This window comes from Streptomyces sp. NPDC046925 (genome assembly GCF_040644915.1).
Lineage (GTDB): Bacteria > Actinomycetota > Actinomycetes > Streptomycetales > Streptomycetaceae > Streptomyces.
In genome coordinates, this window is the sequence record NZ_JBEYWZ010000012.1 from 133,093 (window position 1) to 149,401 (window position 16,309).

The following is a 16,309-nucleotide window of genomic DNA, read 5'->3' on the forward strand; positions in this document are numbered from 1 at the left end:
AGTGAGCTGGTCCGCCCCTAGAAGCCGAAGTCCTGCGTCCACCAGGGGCCGCCCGGCGCGAAGTGCGCGCCGACGCCCAGGGTCTTGTAGTCGCAGTTCAGGATGTTGGCCCGGTGGCCGGGGCTGTTCATCCAGGCATCCATCACGGACTGCGCGTTGGCCTGGCCGCGGGCTATGTTCTCGCCGCCCAGATCCGATATCCCGGCCTTCTCCGCGCGGTCCCACGGGGTCGCGCCGTCCGGGTCGGTGTGGTCGAAGAAGTCCCGCTCGGCCATGTCCGCGCTGAAGTCCCCGGCGAGCGCGGCGAGCGCTGCGTCGGCGCGGACGGGGGAGCAGCCCGCCTTGGCCCGCTCTTCGTTGACCAGGGTGAGCACCGCCGCCTCGGCCGCGCTCTCGGCGGACGGCGACGTCGACGCGGCCGGCGGAGCCTTGGGCTTCTGGGAGGGCGTGCGCGAGGGGGTGCTCGGGGCCGGGGTCTTCTTCTTCTCGTCGGTCCGGGGCGCGGGCGCCTTGGTCGACGGCTTCTTCGAAGGCTCGGCCGAGGGCTTCTCTGCGGTCTGCGAGGGGGTCGGGTCCGGGGCGGAGGGGCGCTCGGAGCCGCGGCTCGGCGGGGCCGACTCGCGGTCGGCGGTGCCGCTGTCGCCGCCCTGGGGGGCCACGTCGCTGGGGGTGGTGGCGGCGCGCACCTTGTTCGAGTCGCCGCCTCCGCCCAGGGAGTAGTTCTCGGCGCCGGGTACGAGGCCGGACGCCACGGCCACGGCGCCCATCGCGACGGCCGCGGACACGCCGAGCAGGCCGGTGCGCACCGGTGCGGAGCGGCGGCCCTTGCGGCGGTGGGACACGGCGGCGGGGCGGGTCTCCGGCGTACCGGGGTGCCCGTCGGTGTACGCGTCGTACGCGTCAAAGCCCTCTGTGGCGCGGCCGGTGGCGGCTGCCCCTGCGCCGGAGCGTCGGTGGCGTCCCATCTCCTGGCCTTCCTCGTACTGGCGGTCAAAGTGGCTCACCCGTACGAGTGAGGCTCATCGAGTCGGGACTGTACGCGATGGCGCATGGGGGCGAAGTGCTCCGAGAGCAATTGGCCGGTTAGCGTGCACCCATGAAGGAAGAAGTCAGACTCACGGCCTGGGTGCGTGGCCAGGTGCAAGGCGTGGGTTTCCGCTGGTTCACGCGGGCCAAGGCGCTGGAGATCGGCGGCCTGAGTGGTTTTGCTCTCAATCTCGACGACGGCCGTGTGCAAGTCGTCGCCGAGGGGCGGCGCGCGGGTGCCCAGGGGCTGCTCGACTGGCTTCGGGAGGGCGACACACCCGGCCGCGTCGACGGTGTGACTGAGATCTGGGACACGCCGCGCGGGATCTACGACACCTTCGCGATTCGCTGACGGAGAGCTGCCGGGCGGACCTGTCCGGGAGGGGCCACGGCAACGGTCCGGGACAGAAAACGCCTGGTGGTTGCCAAGAACGGCATGTCGTGGCAGGCTCCCCCGTGCAGGATGATCGACACGCCCCCAGGGCCCCGCAGCAGAGGCCGCGCCGCCGTTGTTACGGCCGCAGGCCCCCGGGTTGCCCGCCAATACGGGGCGTGATCGTGTTGACCGTCAAACTTTTTGGTGAGACTCTGGAATCCCCGCGCACCTTAGCTGTTTGGCATGTGAGAACGGCCAGCAAGACCCAGCAAGAACAACGAGTGCCAAGCACCGCGGGTGCGATTCCCTCACGACCCACACCGCTTCGGTCGGTCACTCATTGTGGAGGACCATCCATCATGGCAAAGGCGCTTCTCGGTTACGTCGGCGGTTCCGACCCGCGACTTCTCGCCGAGATGCGACGGCTCCAGCAGCGTGTCCAGGACCTGGAATCCGAGCTCACCAAGATCCAGGCCGAGAACGACGCGCTCGCGGCTGCCGCTTCTCACGAATCGCTCCTCGAGAGCCTCGACGTACCCCAGGCGGAGCCTGCGCTCACCTGACCACTACCCCTACCAAGGCGCACGACCCGCAGGCTGCGTGACGCTTCAACGCGGTGACGCACTCACCTCAACGCGGTGAAACACTCACCTCTACGCGATGACGCACTCTTCGCTCTGCGGGATGCCTGTTAACGCTCATGGTCGGGCTGCCCATGTCAGCCGCTTGTCCAGATCTGCAAGGGACGCTTCGGCGTCCCTTCTTTCTTTGTCGCCGCGACCGACTTTCTTGTCGCTGCGCAGGTCGCTTCCTTATCGTCTGATGTGCCCTGCATCTTCCTGGGTGAAACGGTCAGTGAAAGGTAGAGTCCGGCGGCGTGCACCTCAAGGCCCTGACACTGCGCGGTTTCAAATCCTTCGCGTCCGCCACGACGCTGAAGTTCGAACCGGGCATCACCTGCGTCGTCGGACCGAACGGCTCCGGCAAGTCCAATGTCGTGGACGCGCTGTCCTGGGTCATGGGCGAACAGGGTGCCAAGTCGCTGCGCGGCGGCAAGATGGAAGACGTCATCTTCGCCGGCACCACCGGGCGCCCCCCGCTCGGCCGCGCCGAGGTGTCCCTGACCATCGACAACTCCGACGGCGCCCTGCCCATCGAGTACGCCGAGGTCACCATCACGCGGATCATGTTCCGCAACGGCGGCAGCGAGTACCAGATCAACGGCGACACCTGCCGCCTGCTCGACATCCAGGAGCTGCTCTCCGACTCCGGCATCGGGCGTGAGATGCACGTCATCGTCGGGCAGGGCCAGCTCGACGGCGTCCTGCACGCCGATCCCATGGGGCGCCGCGCCTTCATCGAGGAGGCCGCGGGCGTCCTCAAGCACCGCAAGCGCAAAGAGAAGGCGCTGCGCAAGCTCGACGCGATGCAGGCCAACCTCGCCCGCGTACAGGACCTGACCGACGAGCTCAGGCGTCAGCTCAAGCCCCTGGGCAGACAGGCCGCCGTCGCGCGCAGGGCCGCCGTGATCCAGGCCGACCTGCGCGACACCCGCCTGAGGCTGCTCGCCGACGATCTAGTACGCCTGCGGGAAGCGCTGCGCACCGAGGTCGCCGACGAGGCGGAGCTCAAGCGGCGCAAGGACAGTGCCGAGGCCGAGCTGAAGAAGGCGCTCCACCGGGAGGCGGAGCTCGAGGACGAGGTGCGCCGCCTGACGCCGCGGCTCCAGCGCGCGCAGCAGACCTGGTACGAGCTGTCGCAGCTGGCCGAGCGGGTGCGCGGCACGGTCTCGCTCGCCGACGCCCGGGTCAAGAGCGCCACCGCCGCGCCCCCGGAGGAGCGGCGCGGGCGTGACCCCGAGGACATGGAGCGCGAGGCCGCGCGGATCCGCGAGCAGGAGGCGGAGCTGGAAGCCGCCCTCGAAGCGGCCGAGCACGCGCTTGAGGACACCGTCGGGCACCGTGCCGATCTGGAGCGGGAACTTGCGGTGGAGGAGCGCCGCCTCAAGGACGCGGCGCGGGCCATCGCCGACCGGCGTGAAGGGCTCGCGCGGCTGAACGGCCAGGTCAACGCGGCACGTTCGCGGGCGGCCTCCGCACAGGCCGAGATCGACCGGCTCGCCGTGGCGCGGGACGAGGCGGGGGAGCGTGCGGTCGCCGCGCAGGAGGAGTACGAGCAGCTGAAGGCGGAGGTCGACGGGCTCGACGCCGGTGACGCGGAGCTCGGCGAGCGGCACGACGAGGCGAAGCGTTCCCTCACGGAGGCAGAGGGCGCCCTGACCGCCGCCAGGGAGGCGGCCACCGCTGCCGAGCGCAAGCGGGCCGCGGTCGCCGCCCGGCACGAAGCGCTCGCGCTGGGCCTGCGGCGCAAGGACGGCACGGGGGCGCTGCTCGCCGCCAAGGACCGCCTCACGGGGCTGCTCGGTCCGGCGGCGGAGCTGCTCTCGGTGGCTCCGGGGCACGAGGTGGCGGTCGCGGCGGCGTTCGGAGCCGCGGCCGACGCGATCGCGGTGGCCACTCCGGCGTCGGCGGCGGAGGCCATCCGGCTGCTGCGCAAGCAGGACGCTGGGCGGGCCGCGCTGCTGCTGACGGGGGCGCCGGACGCCGATGCCGGTGACGCACGCTCCGCAGGGTCCGACGGGCCGCCGATGGTCGCCGAACTGGTGCGCGGGCCCGATGAGTTGATGCCCTCGGTGCGGCGGCTGCTGCGCGGCATGGTCGCCGTCGGCACGCTCGAGGACGCCGAGGACTTCGTCTACGCCCACCCCGATCTCACCGCCGTCACCACCGAAGGCGACCTGCTGGGGGCGCACTTCGCGCACGGCGGGTCCGCGGGGGCGCCGAGCCTGATCGAGGTGCAGGCCTCCGTCGACGAGGCGGCCGCCGAGCTCGAACAACTGGCCGCGCAGTGCGAGGAGTTGGCGCACGCCCAGCAGGACGCGGGCGAGCGGCGCAAGGAGGCCGCGGCGCTCGTCGAGGAGCTGGGGGAGCGCAGGCGCGCCGCCGACCGGGAGAAGTCGTCCGTGGCGCAGCAACTCGGCGCGCTCGCCGGGCAGGCGCGGGGTGCCGCAGGTGAGGCCGAGCGCAGTGCGGCTGCCGCCGCCACGTCGCAGGAGGCGCTCGACAAGGCGGTCCAGGACGCCGAGGAGCTGGCCGAGCGCCTCGCCGTGGCGGAGGAGGCACCGGCTGAGGAGGAGCCCGACACCGGCGTACGGGACCGGCTCGCCGCCGACGGGGCCAATGCCCGGCAGACCGAGATGGAGGCCAGGCTCCAGGTCCGTACCCATGAGGAGCGGGTCAAGGGGCTCGCCGGACGTGCCGACTCGCTCGACCGGGCCGCCCGCGCCGAACGCGAGGCACGCGCGCGTGCCGAGCAGCGCAAGGCCCGGATGCGGCACGAGGCCGAGGTCGCCGGGGCCGTCGCCGCCGGTGCGCGGCAGCTCCTCGCGCACGTCGAGGTCTCTCTCGTACGGGCGCAGGAGGAGCGGGCGGCCGCCGAGCGGGCCAAGGAGGTGCGGGAGCGGGATCTGACCGCCGAGCGCAACCAGGGGCGTGACCTCAAGGCCGAGCTCGACAAATTGACGGATTCAGTCCACCGCGGCGAGGTACTCGGTGCCGAGAAGCGGCTGCGGATCGAGCAGCTGGAGTCCAAGGCACTGGAGGAACTCGGTGTGGAACCGGCAGGTCTCGTCGCCGACTACGGCCCTGACCAGCTCGTACCGCCCTCGCCCCCCGCCGAGGGCGAGGAGCTGCCCGAGGATCCGGAGCACCGGCGCAATAAGCCCGTGCCGTACGTCCGGGGCGAGCAGGAGAAGCGGCTGAGGTCAGCCGAACGGGCGTATCAGCAGCTCGGAAAAGTGAACCCGCTGGCCCTTGAGGAGTTCGCCGCACTGGAGGAGCGCCACAAGTTCCTCAGCGAGCAGCTGGAGGACCTGAAGAAGACGCGGGCCGATCTCCTGCAAGTGGTGAAGGAGGTCGACGAGCGCGTCGAGCAGGTCTTCACCGAGGCCTACCGGGACACGGCCCGGGAGTTCGAGGGCGTCTTCTCGCGGCTCTTCCCCGGCGGCGAGGGCCGGCTCATCCTGACCGATCCCGACAACATGCTCGCCACGGGCGTCGACGTCGAGGCCCGGCCGCCCGGCAAGAAGGTCAAGCGGCTCTCGCTGCTCTCCGGCGGCGAGCGGTCCCTCACGGCCGTCGCGCTGCTCGTTTCGATCTTCAAGGCGCGGCCCAGCCCCTTCTACGTGATGGACGAGGTCGAGGCCGCCCTCGACGACACCAACCTGCAGCGGCTCATCCGCATCATGGAGGAGTTGCAGGAGGCCTCGCAGCTCATCGTGATCACGCACCAGAAGCGGACGATGGAGGTCGCGGACGCGCTGTACGGCGTCTCCATGCAGGGCGACGGCGTCTCCAAGGTGATCAGCCAGCGACTGCGTTAGCCCTTCACCGGCTGGCCTCAGTCCTTCACGGGCTCCCCTTCATTACTTCAACACTTGAACGAAGCCTGCCTCAGAGGTGCCTGCATTTCACAGGAACCCAGGTATTGACTTCGAAACTTGAAGGCATAGTCTCTGCAACGTTGCTTTTACCTTCAGGTGGTGGGCGGCGCGAAGTTGTGCGCCACTTGAAGTGCTCACCCCCACCCCCGGCGATGTTGCCGGTGGCCCGAGGAGTCCATGTGACCAGCACAACGAAGGCGCCGCAGCCCGGAGGCAGAGAGGCCCATCCGGACCATCTCGGCCATGTCATCTTCATTACGGCAGCCGCCGCGATGGGTGGCTTCCTCTTCGGCTACGACAGTTCGGTGATCAATGGCGCCACCGTCGCCATCCAGCACCGCTTCGACGTAGACGCGAACATGCTCGGCTGGATCATCGCCACCGCACTGCTCGGCTGTGCCGTCGGTGCCGCGATCGCCGGGCGCATCGCCGACCGCATCGGCCGCATCCGCTGCATGCAGATCGCCGCCGTCCTCTTCGCGGCGAGCGCCGTGGGCTCCGCCCTGCCGTTCGCGGCGTGGGACCTGACGGTGTGGCGCTTCATCGGCGGCATCGGCATCGGCATGGCCTCCGTCATCGGCCCGGCCTACATCGCCGAGGTGGCTCCCCCCGCGTACCGAGGCCGTCTCGCCTCGTTCCAGCAGGCCGCGATCGTCATCGGCATCGCCGTCTCCCAGCTGGTCAACTGGGGCATCCTGAACATGGCCGACGGCGACCAGCGCGGCAAGCTCCTGGGCCTGGAGGCCTGGCAGCTGATGCTCGGCGTCATGGTCATCCCGGCCGTCCTCTACGGCCTGCTCTCCTTCGCGATCCCCGAGTCGCCGCGCTTCTTGATCTCCGTCGGCCGTGACACCGAGGCGAAGAAGGTGCTCGGCGAGGTCGAGGGCACCGAGATCGACCTGGACGGGCGCGTCGCCGAGATCGAGGAGGGCATGCGCCGCGAGCACAAGTCCTCGTTCAAGGACCTGCTCGGCAAGGTCGGCTTCCTGCCGATCGTCTGGATCGGCATCGGCCTCTCGGTGTTCCAGCAGCTCGTCGGCATCAACGTGATCTTCTACTACTCGAACCAGCTGTGGCAGTCGATCGGCAAGGACCCGAGCAGCTCGTTCCTGTACTCGTTCGAGACGTCGATCGTGAACATCGTCGGTACGGTCATCGCGATGGTCTTCGTCGACCGCATCGGCCGCAAGCCGCTCGCCATCATCGGCTCCGCGGGCATGGCGCTCGCGCTCTTCACCTGCGCCTGGGCGTTCTCCTACCGCACGGGTTCGGGCGACAACGTCTCGCTGCCGAACGCTCAGGGCCTGACCGCGATCATCGCCGCCAACGCCTTCGTGCTCTTCTTCGCCCTCTCCTGGGGCGTGGTGGTCTGGGTCCTGCTCGGCGAGATCTTCCCGAACCGGATCCGCGCCGCGGCCCTCGGTGTCGCCGCGTCGGCCCAGTGGCTCGCCAACTTCGCGATCACCAAGACGTTCCCGAGCATGTCCGAGTGGAGCCTGACCGGCTCGTACATCATCTACGGCGCCTTCGCCGTGATCTCGATCCCCTTCGTCATGAAGTTCGTCAAGGAGACGAAGGGCAAGACCCTGGAGGAGATGGGCTAATCCCCGCTGCCCCTCCTCCGAGGAAGCTGCCCCGGTTCAAGGACCTATTCCTTGAGCCGGGGCAGTACGTTTTCGCAGAAGTGGTGCAGGCTGCGCCAGCCCTCGTCCACCGGCATCCCGCCCGACAGCGGGTGCAGCACGAGATTGGCGGCGCCGCCCTGTACGTACGCCACGCACTCGTCGGGCGTCAGGACGCGGTAGACGCCCTCGGCGCGCAGCTCATCGACCGTGGTGGCGGCGGACTTCACCGCCGAGCGGATGTCCTTGGACTGCCAGGACGCATAGGTGCGGGCCTCGTGCAGGAAGTGCTCGCCGTGCTCGGCCCAGGTGCGGTCGGGGTCGTCCGCGATGTGCAGGAGCGGGGTCTCGGCGGCGGGCATCATGGTCCAGCCCTCGGTGCCGTACTCCGTGAGGCGTTCGTTGTAGTACGCCTCGAGCTCCGGCAGATGGGCACTGGGGAAGAACGGCAGGCCGAGCCGGGCCGCGCGGCGGGCCGCCGCCTGCGAGGAGCCGCCGACCAGGAGCATCGGGTGGGGCCGGGTGAACGGGCGCGGGGTGACGCGTGCGGTGCGGCCGCGGAACTCGAAGGGCTCGCCGGTCCATGCCTTGAGCAGGGTTTCGAGCAGCTCGTCCTGGAGCTTGCCGCGGCGCTTCCACTCGACGCCGAACGCCTCGTACTCGGCGGGCCGGTAGCCGATCCCCGCCACCGTCACCAGACGCCCGCCGCTGAGCAGGTCGAGTACGGCGATGTCCTCGGCGAGCCGCAGCGGATCGTGCAGCGGGCCGATGATCGCGGAGACCGTGACCGCGATGCGCCGGGTCGCGCCGAACACGGCGCCGGCGAACGTGAAGGGCGAGGGCAGCCAGTTGTTCCCGACGCCGTGGTGCTCCTCGGTCTGCACGGTGGAGATGCCCCGGTCGTCCGCATAGGCGGCCATCTCCAGGGCGGCTTTGTAGCGGTCGCTGAGCGAGGCGGGCGTGGCATCCGGTTCGACGAGGTTGAAACGTACGACTGTGACGGGCATGGGAAACGTCCCCCTTCACCGTGGGCGGCGAAGGGGGACGCTAGCTGACGTCGTGTCAGATGAGAAGTATCCGGGAGGGGCCGATCCGGATCAGGCCGAGACTCCGGGACGGGCCGATCCGGATCAGGCCGAGACCAGCTCCGTCTCGTCGCCGCCCTTGCCCTCGGGACCCTCGCGGCCCTCGGGCGCCTCGACGGCCGGGTTCCTCGGCAGCACCGCGTACAGCGCGGCCGCGATGAGGATCGTGGCGAGCCAGCCCAGGCCGTTGCGGCCGATCCAGGACGTGGCGAGCGGACCGCTGAACCAGTCGACCTTGGTGAAGAGCAGGCCCGCCACCAGGGCGATCGCCCACGCGGTCATGGCCTGCCAGGCGAAACCGGCCTTGTACCAGTAGGCGCTGGTGCGCTTGGTGTCCATCAGGGCTTCGCCGTCGTACGTCTTCCTGCGCAGCATGTCGATGCCGAAGACGCCGATCCAGGCGGAGAAGGCGACCGCGAGCAGGGTCAGGAAGGAGATGAACGAGCCGATGAAGCTGGTCGCCACGTTCATCAGGAGGTAGCCGAAGATCAGGCTGATGATGGCGTTGATCGACACGGCCCAGGTGCGCGGGACCTTGATGCCGAGCGTCATCGCGGTGAAGCCCGCGGAGTACATCGACATCGAGTTGATCAGGAGCATGCCGATCAGCGCCATCAGGAGGTACGGCACCGCGATCCACGTCGGCAGCAGCTCGCCGAGGAAGGAGACCGGGTCGGACGCCTTCGACAGGCTCGGCGTGCTGACCGCCATGACCGCGCCCATCAGGACCATGGGCACGACGACGATGCCGGCGCCGCCGATCGCGTTGCCCACCAGGGCCTTGCTGGAGGCCCTGCGCGGGAGGTAGCGCGTGAAGTCCGGGCCCGTGGGGACCCAGCTGATGCCGCCCGCTGCGATCGTGCCGATGCCCGCGACCATCGCGGCGGTGGAGCCCGCGGACCTCGAGAAGACGTCCGACCAGGGAGTGTTGGCCACGAGGTAGACCAGGACGAGCACGCTGAACGCGCCGAAGAGGTACGTCGCCCAGGTGTTGCAGATGTGCAGGACCTTGCGGCCCAGGCCGCTGATCAGGAACGTACAGGCGACGAAGGCGACCAGCGTCACGACCGTCAGCCACGTGCTGGACTTCACGCCGAAGCAGATGTCCAGGACGGTGATGATCGCGTACGCACCCGTCACCGCGTTGATCGTCTCCCAGCCCCAGCGCGCGACCCAGATCAGCGAGCCGGGGAAGAGGTTGCCGCGCTGGCCGAAGACGGCGCGCGAGAGCGTCATGCCGGGGGAGCCGCCGCGCTTGCCCGCGATCGAGATCAGGCCGACCAGGCCGTAGCTGAGGAGGGGCGACACGAGGGCGACGACCAGCGCCTGCCAGAAGTTCAGGCCGTTGGTCACGATGAGGCCCGCGCCCATGGTGAGCAGCAGGACACTGATGTTGGCCGCCACCCAGGTGGGGAACAGCTCGCGGGTCCGGCCCGTGCGCTCGGAGTCGGGGACGGGCTCGAGGCCGCGTGTCTCCAGGGCGCCTTCGGTTTCGGCGGTGGTGCTCATGGGGTGGGGTCCGTGCCTCTCGCTCGGATCGCAACGCCGCGATCCGTCCGTGGGGGTGATCGCGTTGGACTCTACGCGCGTTGATGCGGAGAGCTCCATCGTACTTTAGTCCGAGTAGTGGCCTCTATGAGCTTATGTTCTTTGGAGGAAGCTCCAGCCTGGGCCCGTGTTGCCCCCATGGCTGATACTGGGTGAGTTATGGAAATCGTCATCCTTGCTGTAGTCATCGCCGTGGTCGTGATCGGCGCGCTCGGCGGGCTCGTGATCGGCAGCCGCAAGAAGAAGCAGCTGCCGCCGAAGTCCCCGTCCTCGACGCCCACCATCACCGCTCCTCCGGCCGAGCCGCATGTCGGCGACGAGGCCGAGACGCCGCGCGACGAACCGCGCCGCACGATCGAGGAGGTGGAACTCCCGCTCGCCGAGCCCTCGGCGTCGGCACCCGTCGTCATCGAAGAGCCGGCCGCGCCGGAGATCGAGACCCCGGAGCCCACGGCAGGTCGCCTGGTTCGCCTGCGCAGTCGGCTCTCCCGCTCGCAGAACGCACTCGGCAAGGGGCTGCTCACGCTCCTCTCCCGCGAGCACCTGGACGAGGACACGTGGGAGGAGATCGAGGACACGCTCCTGACCGCCGACGTCGGCGTCGCCCCCACCCAGGAACTGGTCGAGCGCCTTCGCGAGCGCGTCCGCGTGCTCGGCACCCGCACCCCGGACGAGCTGCGCACCCTCCTGCGCGAGGAGCTCCTCACCCTGGTCGGCCCGGAGCTCGACCGCACGGTCAAGACGGAGTCGGGCCTGGAGACGCCCGGCATCGTGATGGTCGTCGGCGTGAACGGCACCGGCAAGACCACCACCACCGGCAAGCTCGCCCGCGTCCTGGTCGCCGACGGCCGTTCGGTGGTGCTCGGCGCCGCAGATACGTTCCGCGCGGCCGCCGCCGACCAGTTGCAGACCTGGGGCGAGCGCGTCGGCGCGCGCACGGTCCGCGGCCCCGAGGGCGGCGACCCGGCGTCGATCGCCTTCGACGCGGTCAAGGAGGGCATCGCGGAGGGCGCCGACGTCGTCCTCATCGACACCGCGGGCCGGCTGCACACCAAGACCGGCCTGATGGACGAGCTGGGCAAGGTCAAGCGCGTCGTCGAGAAGCACGCGCCGCTCGACGAGGTGCTGCTCGTCCTGGACGCGACGACCGGGCAGAACGGCCTGGTGCAGGCGCGGGTCTTCGCAGAGGTCGTCGACATCACCGGCATCGTCCTGACGAAGCTGGACGGCACGGCCAAGGGCGGCATCGTCGTGGCGGTCCAGCGCGAGCTGGGCGTGCCGGTGAAGCTGGTCGGGCTCGGCGAGGGCGCGGACGATCTGGCGCCGTTCGAGCCGGAGGCTTTTGTGGAGGCGTTGATCGGCGAGTAGCGCCCCCCAGGGGCGCGGGGAAGTGCGCGACCAGCCACGACGCACCCGCGGGTGCGCACCGCTTCACCGCGCATGCTTCCTGTGCCGCGTACGAAAGAAATGCCCGCCCCGGGGTGCAGCCGGGGCGGGCATTTCGCTGTGCGGGCGTTACGCCGGTGAGCGGTGTGCCACGTACGCCAGGGTGCCCAGGATCAGCCGCGCCTGCGGCGGATGTGTCGCCGAGTCGAGATCGGGGGCGCGCAGCCAGCGCACCGGGCCCAGGCCCGCGTGGTCGGACGGCGGGGCCGTGAGGTGGTGTCCGGGGCCGCGGCCGTGCAGGTCGAGGCCGGCGTCGTCCCAGCCCATGCGGTAGAGCAGCTGGGGGAGTTCGGCGGCGGCGCCGGGGGCGACGAAGAAGTGCGCCCGGCCGTCCGGGGTGGCCGCCACCGGGCCGAGCGGCAGGCCCATGCGCTCCAGGCGGACCAGCGCCCGGCGTCCCGCGGTCTCCGCCACCTCGAGCACGTCGAAGGCGCGGCCCACGGGAAGCAGCACGGCGGCGCCGGGGAACTGGGCCCAGGCCTCGGTCACTTCGTCGAGCGTCGCCCCGGCGGGGACCTCCGGAGCGAACTCCAGCGGATGCGCGCCGGGCGCCGCGCAGTCGTCCGCGCCGCAGGAGCAGCGGCCGTCCAGGGCGCGTGCGCCGGGGACCGCGGCCCATCCCCACAGTCCGGTGTACTCGGCCACCGCGGTGCAGTCCGAGGCGCGTCCGCGCCGTCGAGAACCGGTGCGGGGCTTGTCGATTCCCCGGATGCCGCCGATCGTGAAGCCCATGCCCCCTCCAACGGGTCAAGCGCGGTGTGGTTACGTGACGGAATCGGATCGTGACCCTGTGCTTTTGTGCGGGCGCCCGGTGACTGGAAGGGGGGTGCGCTCGGTCATGCGCGCCCTCAAGTGCTCCCTTCCGCCCACCCTCGGACGTCCACTGTCAAGTGAATCGCTTGTTGCGGAGCGGGAGTTCATTCGAAGGGGTGGCGAATGGTGGCGTTTACGCGATCGCCCTCGCCGGACGGGTGATCGTAGGATTACTTTCAGTGCACGGAGCCCGAGTGTCGTGCACTCGTGGGTATGCCGGAGGCAAGTCGGTTTCCTGTTCGATGGGTGACGTTCTCCGGACGGAGAGCCGCAATACACGGCATTCTGGTAGGGCTTGGCTAGGGCTTGGCGTGAGACCGCGCGTAAGTGTCTTGAGGGATGGGGGCGTTCCAGTGGGCGGCAATGGCGGAAGTGGTACGAACGCTGAGAAGCGCCCCAACGAACTGCTCAATTCCTGGTTCATGCGCAGCGGCTGGTCGAAGGGCGAGCTGGCCCGCCAAGTGAACCGCAGGGCACGGCAGTTGGGCGCGCACCACATCTCCACCGACACCTCGCGCGTACGGCGGTGGCTGGACGGCGAGAATCCCCGCGAGCCCATCCCGCGCATCCTCTCGGAGCTGTTCTCCGAGCGGTTCGGCTGCGTCGTCGCGGTCGAGGACCTCGGGCTGCGCGCCGCGCACCAGTCGCCGTCCGTATCCGGTGTCGACCTGCCGTGGACCGGCCCCCAGACCGTCGCGCTCATCAGTGAGTTCTCGCGCAGCGACCTCATGCTGGCCCGGCGCGGCTTCCTCGGCACCTCGCTCGCGCTCTCCGCGGGCACCGCCCTCATCGAGCCCATGCAGCGCTGGCTGGTCCCCGGACCGACCAGCCCCGTCGGCGACCCCGAGCCGTCCACGCCCTCGCGCAGGCCCGGCCGGCTCTCCAAACCGGAGCTGGACCTCCTGGAGTCCACGACCGTGATGTTCCGGCAGTGGGACGCCCAGTGCGGCGGCGGGCTGCGGCGCAAGGCGGTCGTCGGCCAACTGCACGAGGTGACGGACCTGTTGCAGGAGCCCCAGCCCGAGGCCACGTCCAAACGGCTCTTCAAGGTCGCGGGCGAGCTGGCCGAGCTGGCCGGCTGGATGAGCTATGACGTGGGCCTCCAGCCCACCGCCCAGAAGTACTTCGTGCTCGCCCTGCACGCCGCGAAGGAAGCGGGCGAGAAGCCGCTCGGTTCGTACATCCTCTCCAGCATGAGCCGCCAGATGATCCACCTCGGGCGGCCCGACGACGCGCTCGAACTGATCCACCTCGCGCAGTACGGCAGCCGGGACTGCGCGAGCCCGCGCACCCAGGCCATGCTGTATGCGATGGAGGCCCGCGCCTACGCCAGCATGGGCCAGCCCGGCAAGTGCAAGCGTGCCGTGCGCATGGCCGAGGACACCTTCGCCGACGCCCTGGAGTTCGACGAGCCCGAGCCCGACTGGATCCGCTTCTTCTCCGAGGCCGAGCTGAACGGCGAGAACGCCCACTCGTTCCGTGACCTGGCCTATGTCGCGGGACGCAGCCCCACGTACGCTTCGCTCGCCGAGCCCGTCATGGAGCGCGCCGTCGACCTCTTCGGCAAGGACTCCGAGCACCAGCGTTCGTACGCACTGAACCTCATCGGGATGGCCACGGTCCACCTGCTCCAGCGCGAGCCCGAGCAGAGCACGATCCTCGCGGGCAAGGCCCTCACCATCGCCAAGAAGGTCCGCTCCGAGCGGGTCAACACCCGCCTGCGCAAGACCGTCGACACCGCCGTACGGGATTTCGGCGACAACGCCGAGGTCGTGCAGCTCACCGAGCAGCTCGCCGTCGAGATGCCGGAAACCGCGGAGGCCGTCTGACGGCGCCCCACCGGAACTCCGGCCGCGGCCGGCCCATCCCGAACTGCCCGACTCGGCTCCCCCACGCCAGGTCAATCGGATGGCCGCCGCGGCCGGTCTTTGCCGTGTGCGCAGGGTATGAAACCGCCCCCTGCCTGATCCGGCAGTTCATGGACGCGTAACACGTACGACCTCTTCGTCACTGCGGCGAAACATCGAGGGGCGCCCCCGGAAACGGCGCTGCGCCAATGTCGTGGCGCATAACGGCCCACCCCCCTCAGCCCGCCCGCACGGGCCGCATACGACGACGAGGAGACGCCGATGCCCCCAGGCATCACGATCGCCGCAGACGCCCCGCAGCTGTCTGCCGCCAACACAGGGTTCATGCTCATCTGTTCCGCCCTGGTGATGCTCATGACGCCGGGACTCGCCTTCTTCTACGGAGGCATGGTCCGCGTCAAGAGCACGCTGAACATGCTGATGATGAGCTTCATCAGTCTGGGGATCGTCACCATCCTCTGGGTGCTGTACGGCTTCTCCATCGCGTTCGGCACCGACCACGGCAGCCTCTTCGGCTGGTCGTCCGACTACGTGGGCCTCAGCGGCATAGGGCTCACGGAGCTGTGGGACGGCTACTCCATCCCGGTCTATGTCTTCGCCGTCTTCCAGCTGATGTTCGCGATCATCACACCCGCACTGATCAGCGGTGCGCTCGCCGACCGCGTGAAGTTCACCGCCTGGGCGCTGTTCGTCGCGCTCTGGGCCACGATCGTCTACTTCCCGGTCGCGCACTGGGTGTGGGGCACGGGCGGCTGGGCCTTCGAGCTCGGCGTCATCGACTTCGCCGGCGGTACGGCCGTGCACATCAACGCCGGTGCCGCCGCGCTCGGCGTGATCCTGGTCATCGGCAAGCGCGTCGGCTTCAAGAAGGACCCGATGCGGCCGCACAGCCTGCCGCTCGTCATGCTCGGCGCCGCACTCCTGTGGTTCGGCTGGTTCGGCTTCAACGCCGGATCGTGGCTGGGCAACGACGACGGCGTCGGCGCGATGATGTTCCTGAACACGCAGGTCGCCACCGCCGCCGCCATGCTGGCCTGGCTCGCCTACGAGAAGATCCGGCACGGCGCGATCACCACGCTCGGCGCCGCTTCCGGTGCCGTCGCGGGACTCGTCGCGATCACCCCGTCCGGCGGTTCCATCTCGCCGCTCGGCGCGATCGCCGTCGGCGCCATCGCCGGTCTGCTGTGCGCCATGGCCGTCGGCCTCAAGTTCAAGTTCGGCTACGACGACTCCCTCGACGTCGTCGGCGTCCACCTCGTCGGCGGTGTCGTCGGCTCGCTGCTCGTCGGCTTCTTCGCCACCGGTGGCGTCCAGTCCGACGCCAAGGGCCTCTTCTACGGCGGTGGCCTGGAGCAGCTGGGCAAGCAGGCCGCCGGTGTCGGCGCCGTCCTCGCCTACTCCCTGATCGCCTCCGCGGTCCTCGCCCTCCTGGTCGACAAGACCATCGGGATGCGGGTCAGCGAGGACGAGGAGGTCGCGGGCATCGACCAGGTGCAGCACGCCGAGACCGCGTACGACTTCAGCGGAGCGGGCGGTGGCACCGCGCCCCGCACCGCCGCCGTGCCCGGCCCGCCGGCCCAGGACGCCGGCAAGGACAAGGACGCCGGCAAGAACAAGAAGGTGGACGCATGAAGCTCATCACCGCGGTCGTCAAGCCGCACCGCCTCGACGAGATCAAGGAGGCCCTCCAGGCCTTCGGCGTCCAGGGTCTGACCGTCACCGAGGCCAGCGGCTACGGCCGTCAGCGCGGCCACACCGAGGTCTACCGCGGCGCCGAGTACACCGTCGATCTCGTGCCGAAGATCCGTATCGAGGTCCTCGTCGAGGACGACGACGCCGAACAGCTCGTGGATGTCGTGGTGAAGGCCGCCCGAACGGGCAAGATCGGGGACGGCAAGGTCTGGAGCGTCCCGGTCGACACGGCGGTACGGGTGCGGACCGGCGAGCGCGGGCCCGATGCGCTGTGACGCGGGCCGGGGTGGGCCGGGTCGGTCGACCGGAACAGAGCGGATCTGAGCGGGACT

General features: G+C 69.9%; 12 protein-coding genes. 8 read left to right on the plus strand and 4 right to left on the minus strand.

Going from position 1 to position 16,309, the window contains the following annotated elements; genetic code table 11:
• Positions 1–17: 17 nt before the first annotated feature.
• Positions 18–965 carry a CAP domain-containing protein gene (locus ABZ906_RS35830; protein WP_361194337.1) on the minus strand — a complete coding sequence of 316 codons (948 nt, stop codon included), beginning with the start codon at positions 963–965 and terminating at the stop codon, positions 18–20.
• Between the two features lie 131 nt (positions 966–1,096).
• Between ABZ906_RS35830 and ABZ906_RS35835 the strand changes: the two genes are divergently transcribed.
• From ABZ906_RS35835 to ABZ906_RS35850, 4 genes are all read left to right on the plus strand, one after another.
• Positions 1,097–1,378, plus strand: a complete 282-nt coding sequence (locus tag ABZ906_RS35835; RefSeq protein ID WP_361389985.1) for an acylphosphatase — start codon at positions 1,097–1,099, stop codon at positions 1,376–1,378.
• 383 nt (positions 1,379–1,761) lie between these two features.
• Positions 1,762–1,965 (plus strand): hypothetical protein, encoded by a 204-nt coding sequence (locus tag ABZ906_RS35840; protein ID WP_190084741.1) that lies wholly within the window; start codon positions 1,762–1,764, stop codon positions 1,963–1,965.
• A gap of 314 nt (positions 1,966–2,279) precedes the next feature.
• Positions 2,280–5,843 (plus strand): chromosome segregation protein SMC, encoded by a 3,564-nt coding sequence (gene smc, locus ABZ906_RS35845; RefSeq protein WP_361389987.1) that lies wholly within the window; start codon positions 2,280–2,282, stop codon positions 5,841–5,843.
• Positions 5,844–6,082: 239 nt separating this feature from the next.
• Positions 6,083–7,507 carry a sugar porter family MFS transporter gene (locus ABZ906_RS35850; protein ID WP_361194133.1) on the plus strand — a complete coding sequence of 475 codons (1,425 nt, stop codon included), beginning with the start codon at positions 6,083–6,085 and terminating at the stop codon, positions 7,505–7,507.
• A 44-nt stretch (positions 7,508–7,551) separates the two neighbouring features.
• Here ABZ906_RS35850 and ABZ906_RS35855 read toward each other — a convergent pair whose 3' ends face one another.
• Both ABZ906_RS35855 and ABZ906_RS35860 read right to left on the minus strand, forming a co-directional pair.
• Positions 7,552–8,532 carry an LLM class flavin-dependent oxidoreductase gene (locus ABZ906_RS35855; protein ID WP_361389989.1) on the minus strand — a complete coding sequence of 327 codons (981 nt, stop codon included), beginning with the start codon at positions 8,530–8,532 and terminating at the stop codon, positions 7,552–7,554.
• 123 nt (positions 8,533–8,655) lie between these two features.
• Positions 8,656–10,119 (minus strand): cytosine permease, encoded by a 1,464-nt coding sequence (locus ABZ906_RS35860; protein WP_361389991.1) that lies wholly within the window; start codon positions 10,117–10,119, stop codon positions 8,656–8,658.
• A 198-nt stretch (positions 10,120–10,317) separates the two neighbouring features.
• Here ABZ906_RS35860 and ftsY point away from each other — a divergent pair, with 198 nt between their 5' ends.
• Entirely contained in the window at positions 10,318–11,526 is a 1,209-nt protein-coding gene (gene ftsY / locus ABZ906_RS35865; RefSeq protein ID WP_361389993.1) for a signal recognition particle-docking protein FtsY, read from the plus strand.
• A 147-nt stretch (positions 11,527–11,673) separates the two neighbouring features.
• On the opposite strand, the gene ABZ906_RS35870 is transcribed toward ftsY, so the two are convergent.
• Positions 11,674–12,336: a bifunctional DNA primase/polymerase gene (locus ABZ906_RS35870; RefSeq protein WP_361194122.1), complete on the minus strand. Its 663-nt coding sequence runs from the start codon at positions 12,334–12,336 to the stop codon at positions 11,674–11,676.
• Between the two features lie 434 nt (positions 12,337–12,770).
• Between ABZ906_RS35870 and ABZ906_RS35875 the strand changes: the two genes are divergently transcribed.
• The 3 genes from ABZ906_RS35875 to ABZ906_RS35885 all read left to right on the plus strand — a co-directional run bounded on the left by ABZ906_RS35875 (position 12,771) and on the right by ABZ906_RS35885 (position 16,252).
• Positions 12,771–14,246, plus strand: coding sequence for a hypothetical protein (locus tag ABZ906_RS35875; RefSeq protein WP_361389995.1), 1,476 nt, complete (start codon positions 12,771–12,773; stop codon positions 14,244–14,246).
• A 300-nt stretch (positions 14,247–14,546) separates the two neighbouring features.
• On the plus strand, positions 14,547–15,917 hold the full coding sequence (locus tag ABZ906_RS35880; RefSeq protein ID WP_361389997.1) for an ammonium transporter: 1,371 nt from the start codon (positions 14,547–14,549) through the stop codon (positions 15,915–15,917).
• Positions 15,914–16,252: a P-II family nitrogen regulator gene (locus tag ABZ906_RS35885; RefSeq protein WP_150493276.1), complete on the plus strand. Its 339-nt coding sequence runs from the start codon at positions 15,914–15,916 to the stop codon at positions 16,250–16,252. Before ABZ906_RS35880 ends, ABZ906_RS35885 begins: the two co-directional genes overlap by 4 nt.
• The last annotated feature ends 57 nt before the right edge of the window (positions 16,253–16,309 follow it).

What these genes read in the sequence shown, in the direction of transcription:
- ABZ906_RS35830 (WP_361194337.1), bottom strand. Translation starts at nt 965, where the DNA reads ATGGGACGCCACCGACGCTCCGGCGCAGGGGCAGCCGCCACCGGCCGC.
- ABZ906_RS35835 (WP_361389985.1), top strand. Translation starts at nt 1,097, where the DNA reads ATGAAGGAAGAAGTCAGACTCACGGCCTGGGTGCGTGGCCAGGTGCAA.
- ABZ906_RS35840 (WP_190084741.1), top strand. Translation starts at nt 1,762, where the DNA reads ATGGCAAAGGCGCTTCTCGGTTACGTCGGCGGTTCCGACCCGCGACTT.
- ABZ906_RS35855 (WP_361389989.1), bottom strand. Translation starts at nt 8,532, where the DNA reads ATGCCCGTCACAGTCGTACGTTTCAACCTCGTCGAACCGGATGCCACG.
- ABZ906_RS35860 (WP_361389991.1), bottom strand. Translation starts at nt 10,119, where the DNA reads ATGAGCACCACCGCCGAAACCGAAGGCGCCCTGGAGACACGCGGCCTC.
- ftsY (WP_361389993.1), top strand. Translation starts at nt 10,318, where the DNA reads ATGGAAATCGTCATCCTTGCTGTAGTCATCGCCGTGGTCGTGATCGGC.
- ABZ906_RS35870 (WP_361194122.1), bottom strand. Translation starts at nt 12,336, where the DNA reads ATGGGCTTCACGATCGGCGGCATCCGGGGAATCGACAAGCCCCGCACC.
- ABZ906_RS35880 (WP_361389997.1), top strand. Translation starts at nt 14,547, where the DNA reads ATGCCCCCAGGCATCACGATCGCCGCAGACGCCCCGCAGCTGTCTGCC.
- ABZ906_RS35885 (WP_150493276.1), top strand. Translation starts at nt 15,914, where the DNA reads ATGAAGCTCATCACCGCGGTCGTCAAGCCGCACCGCCTCGACGAGATC.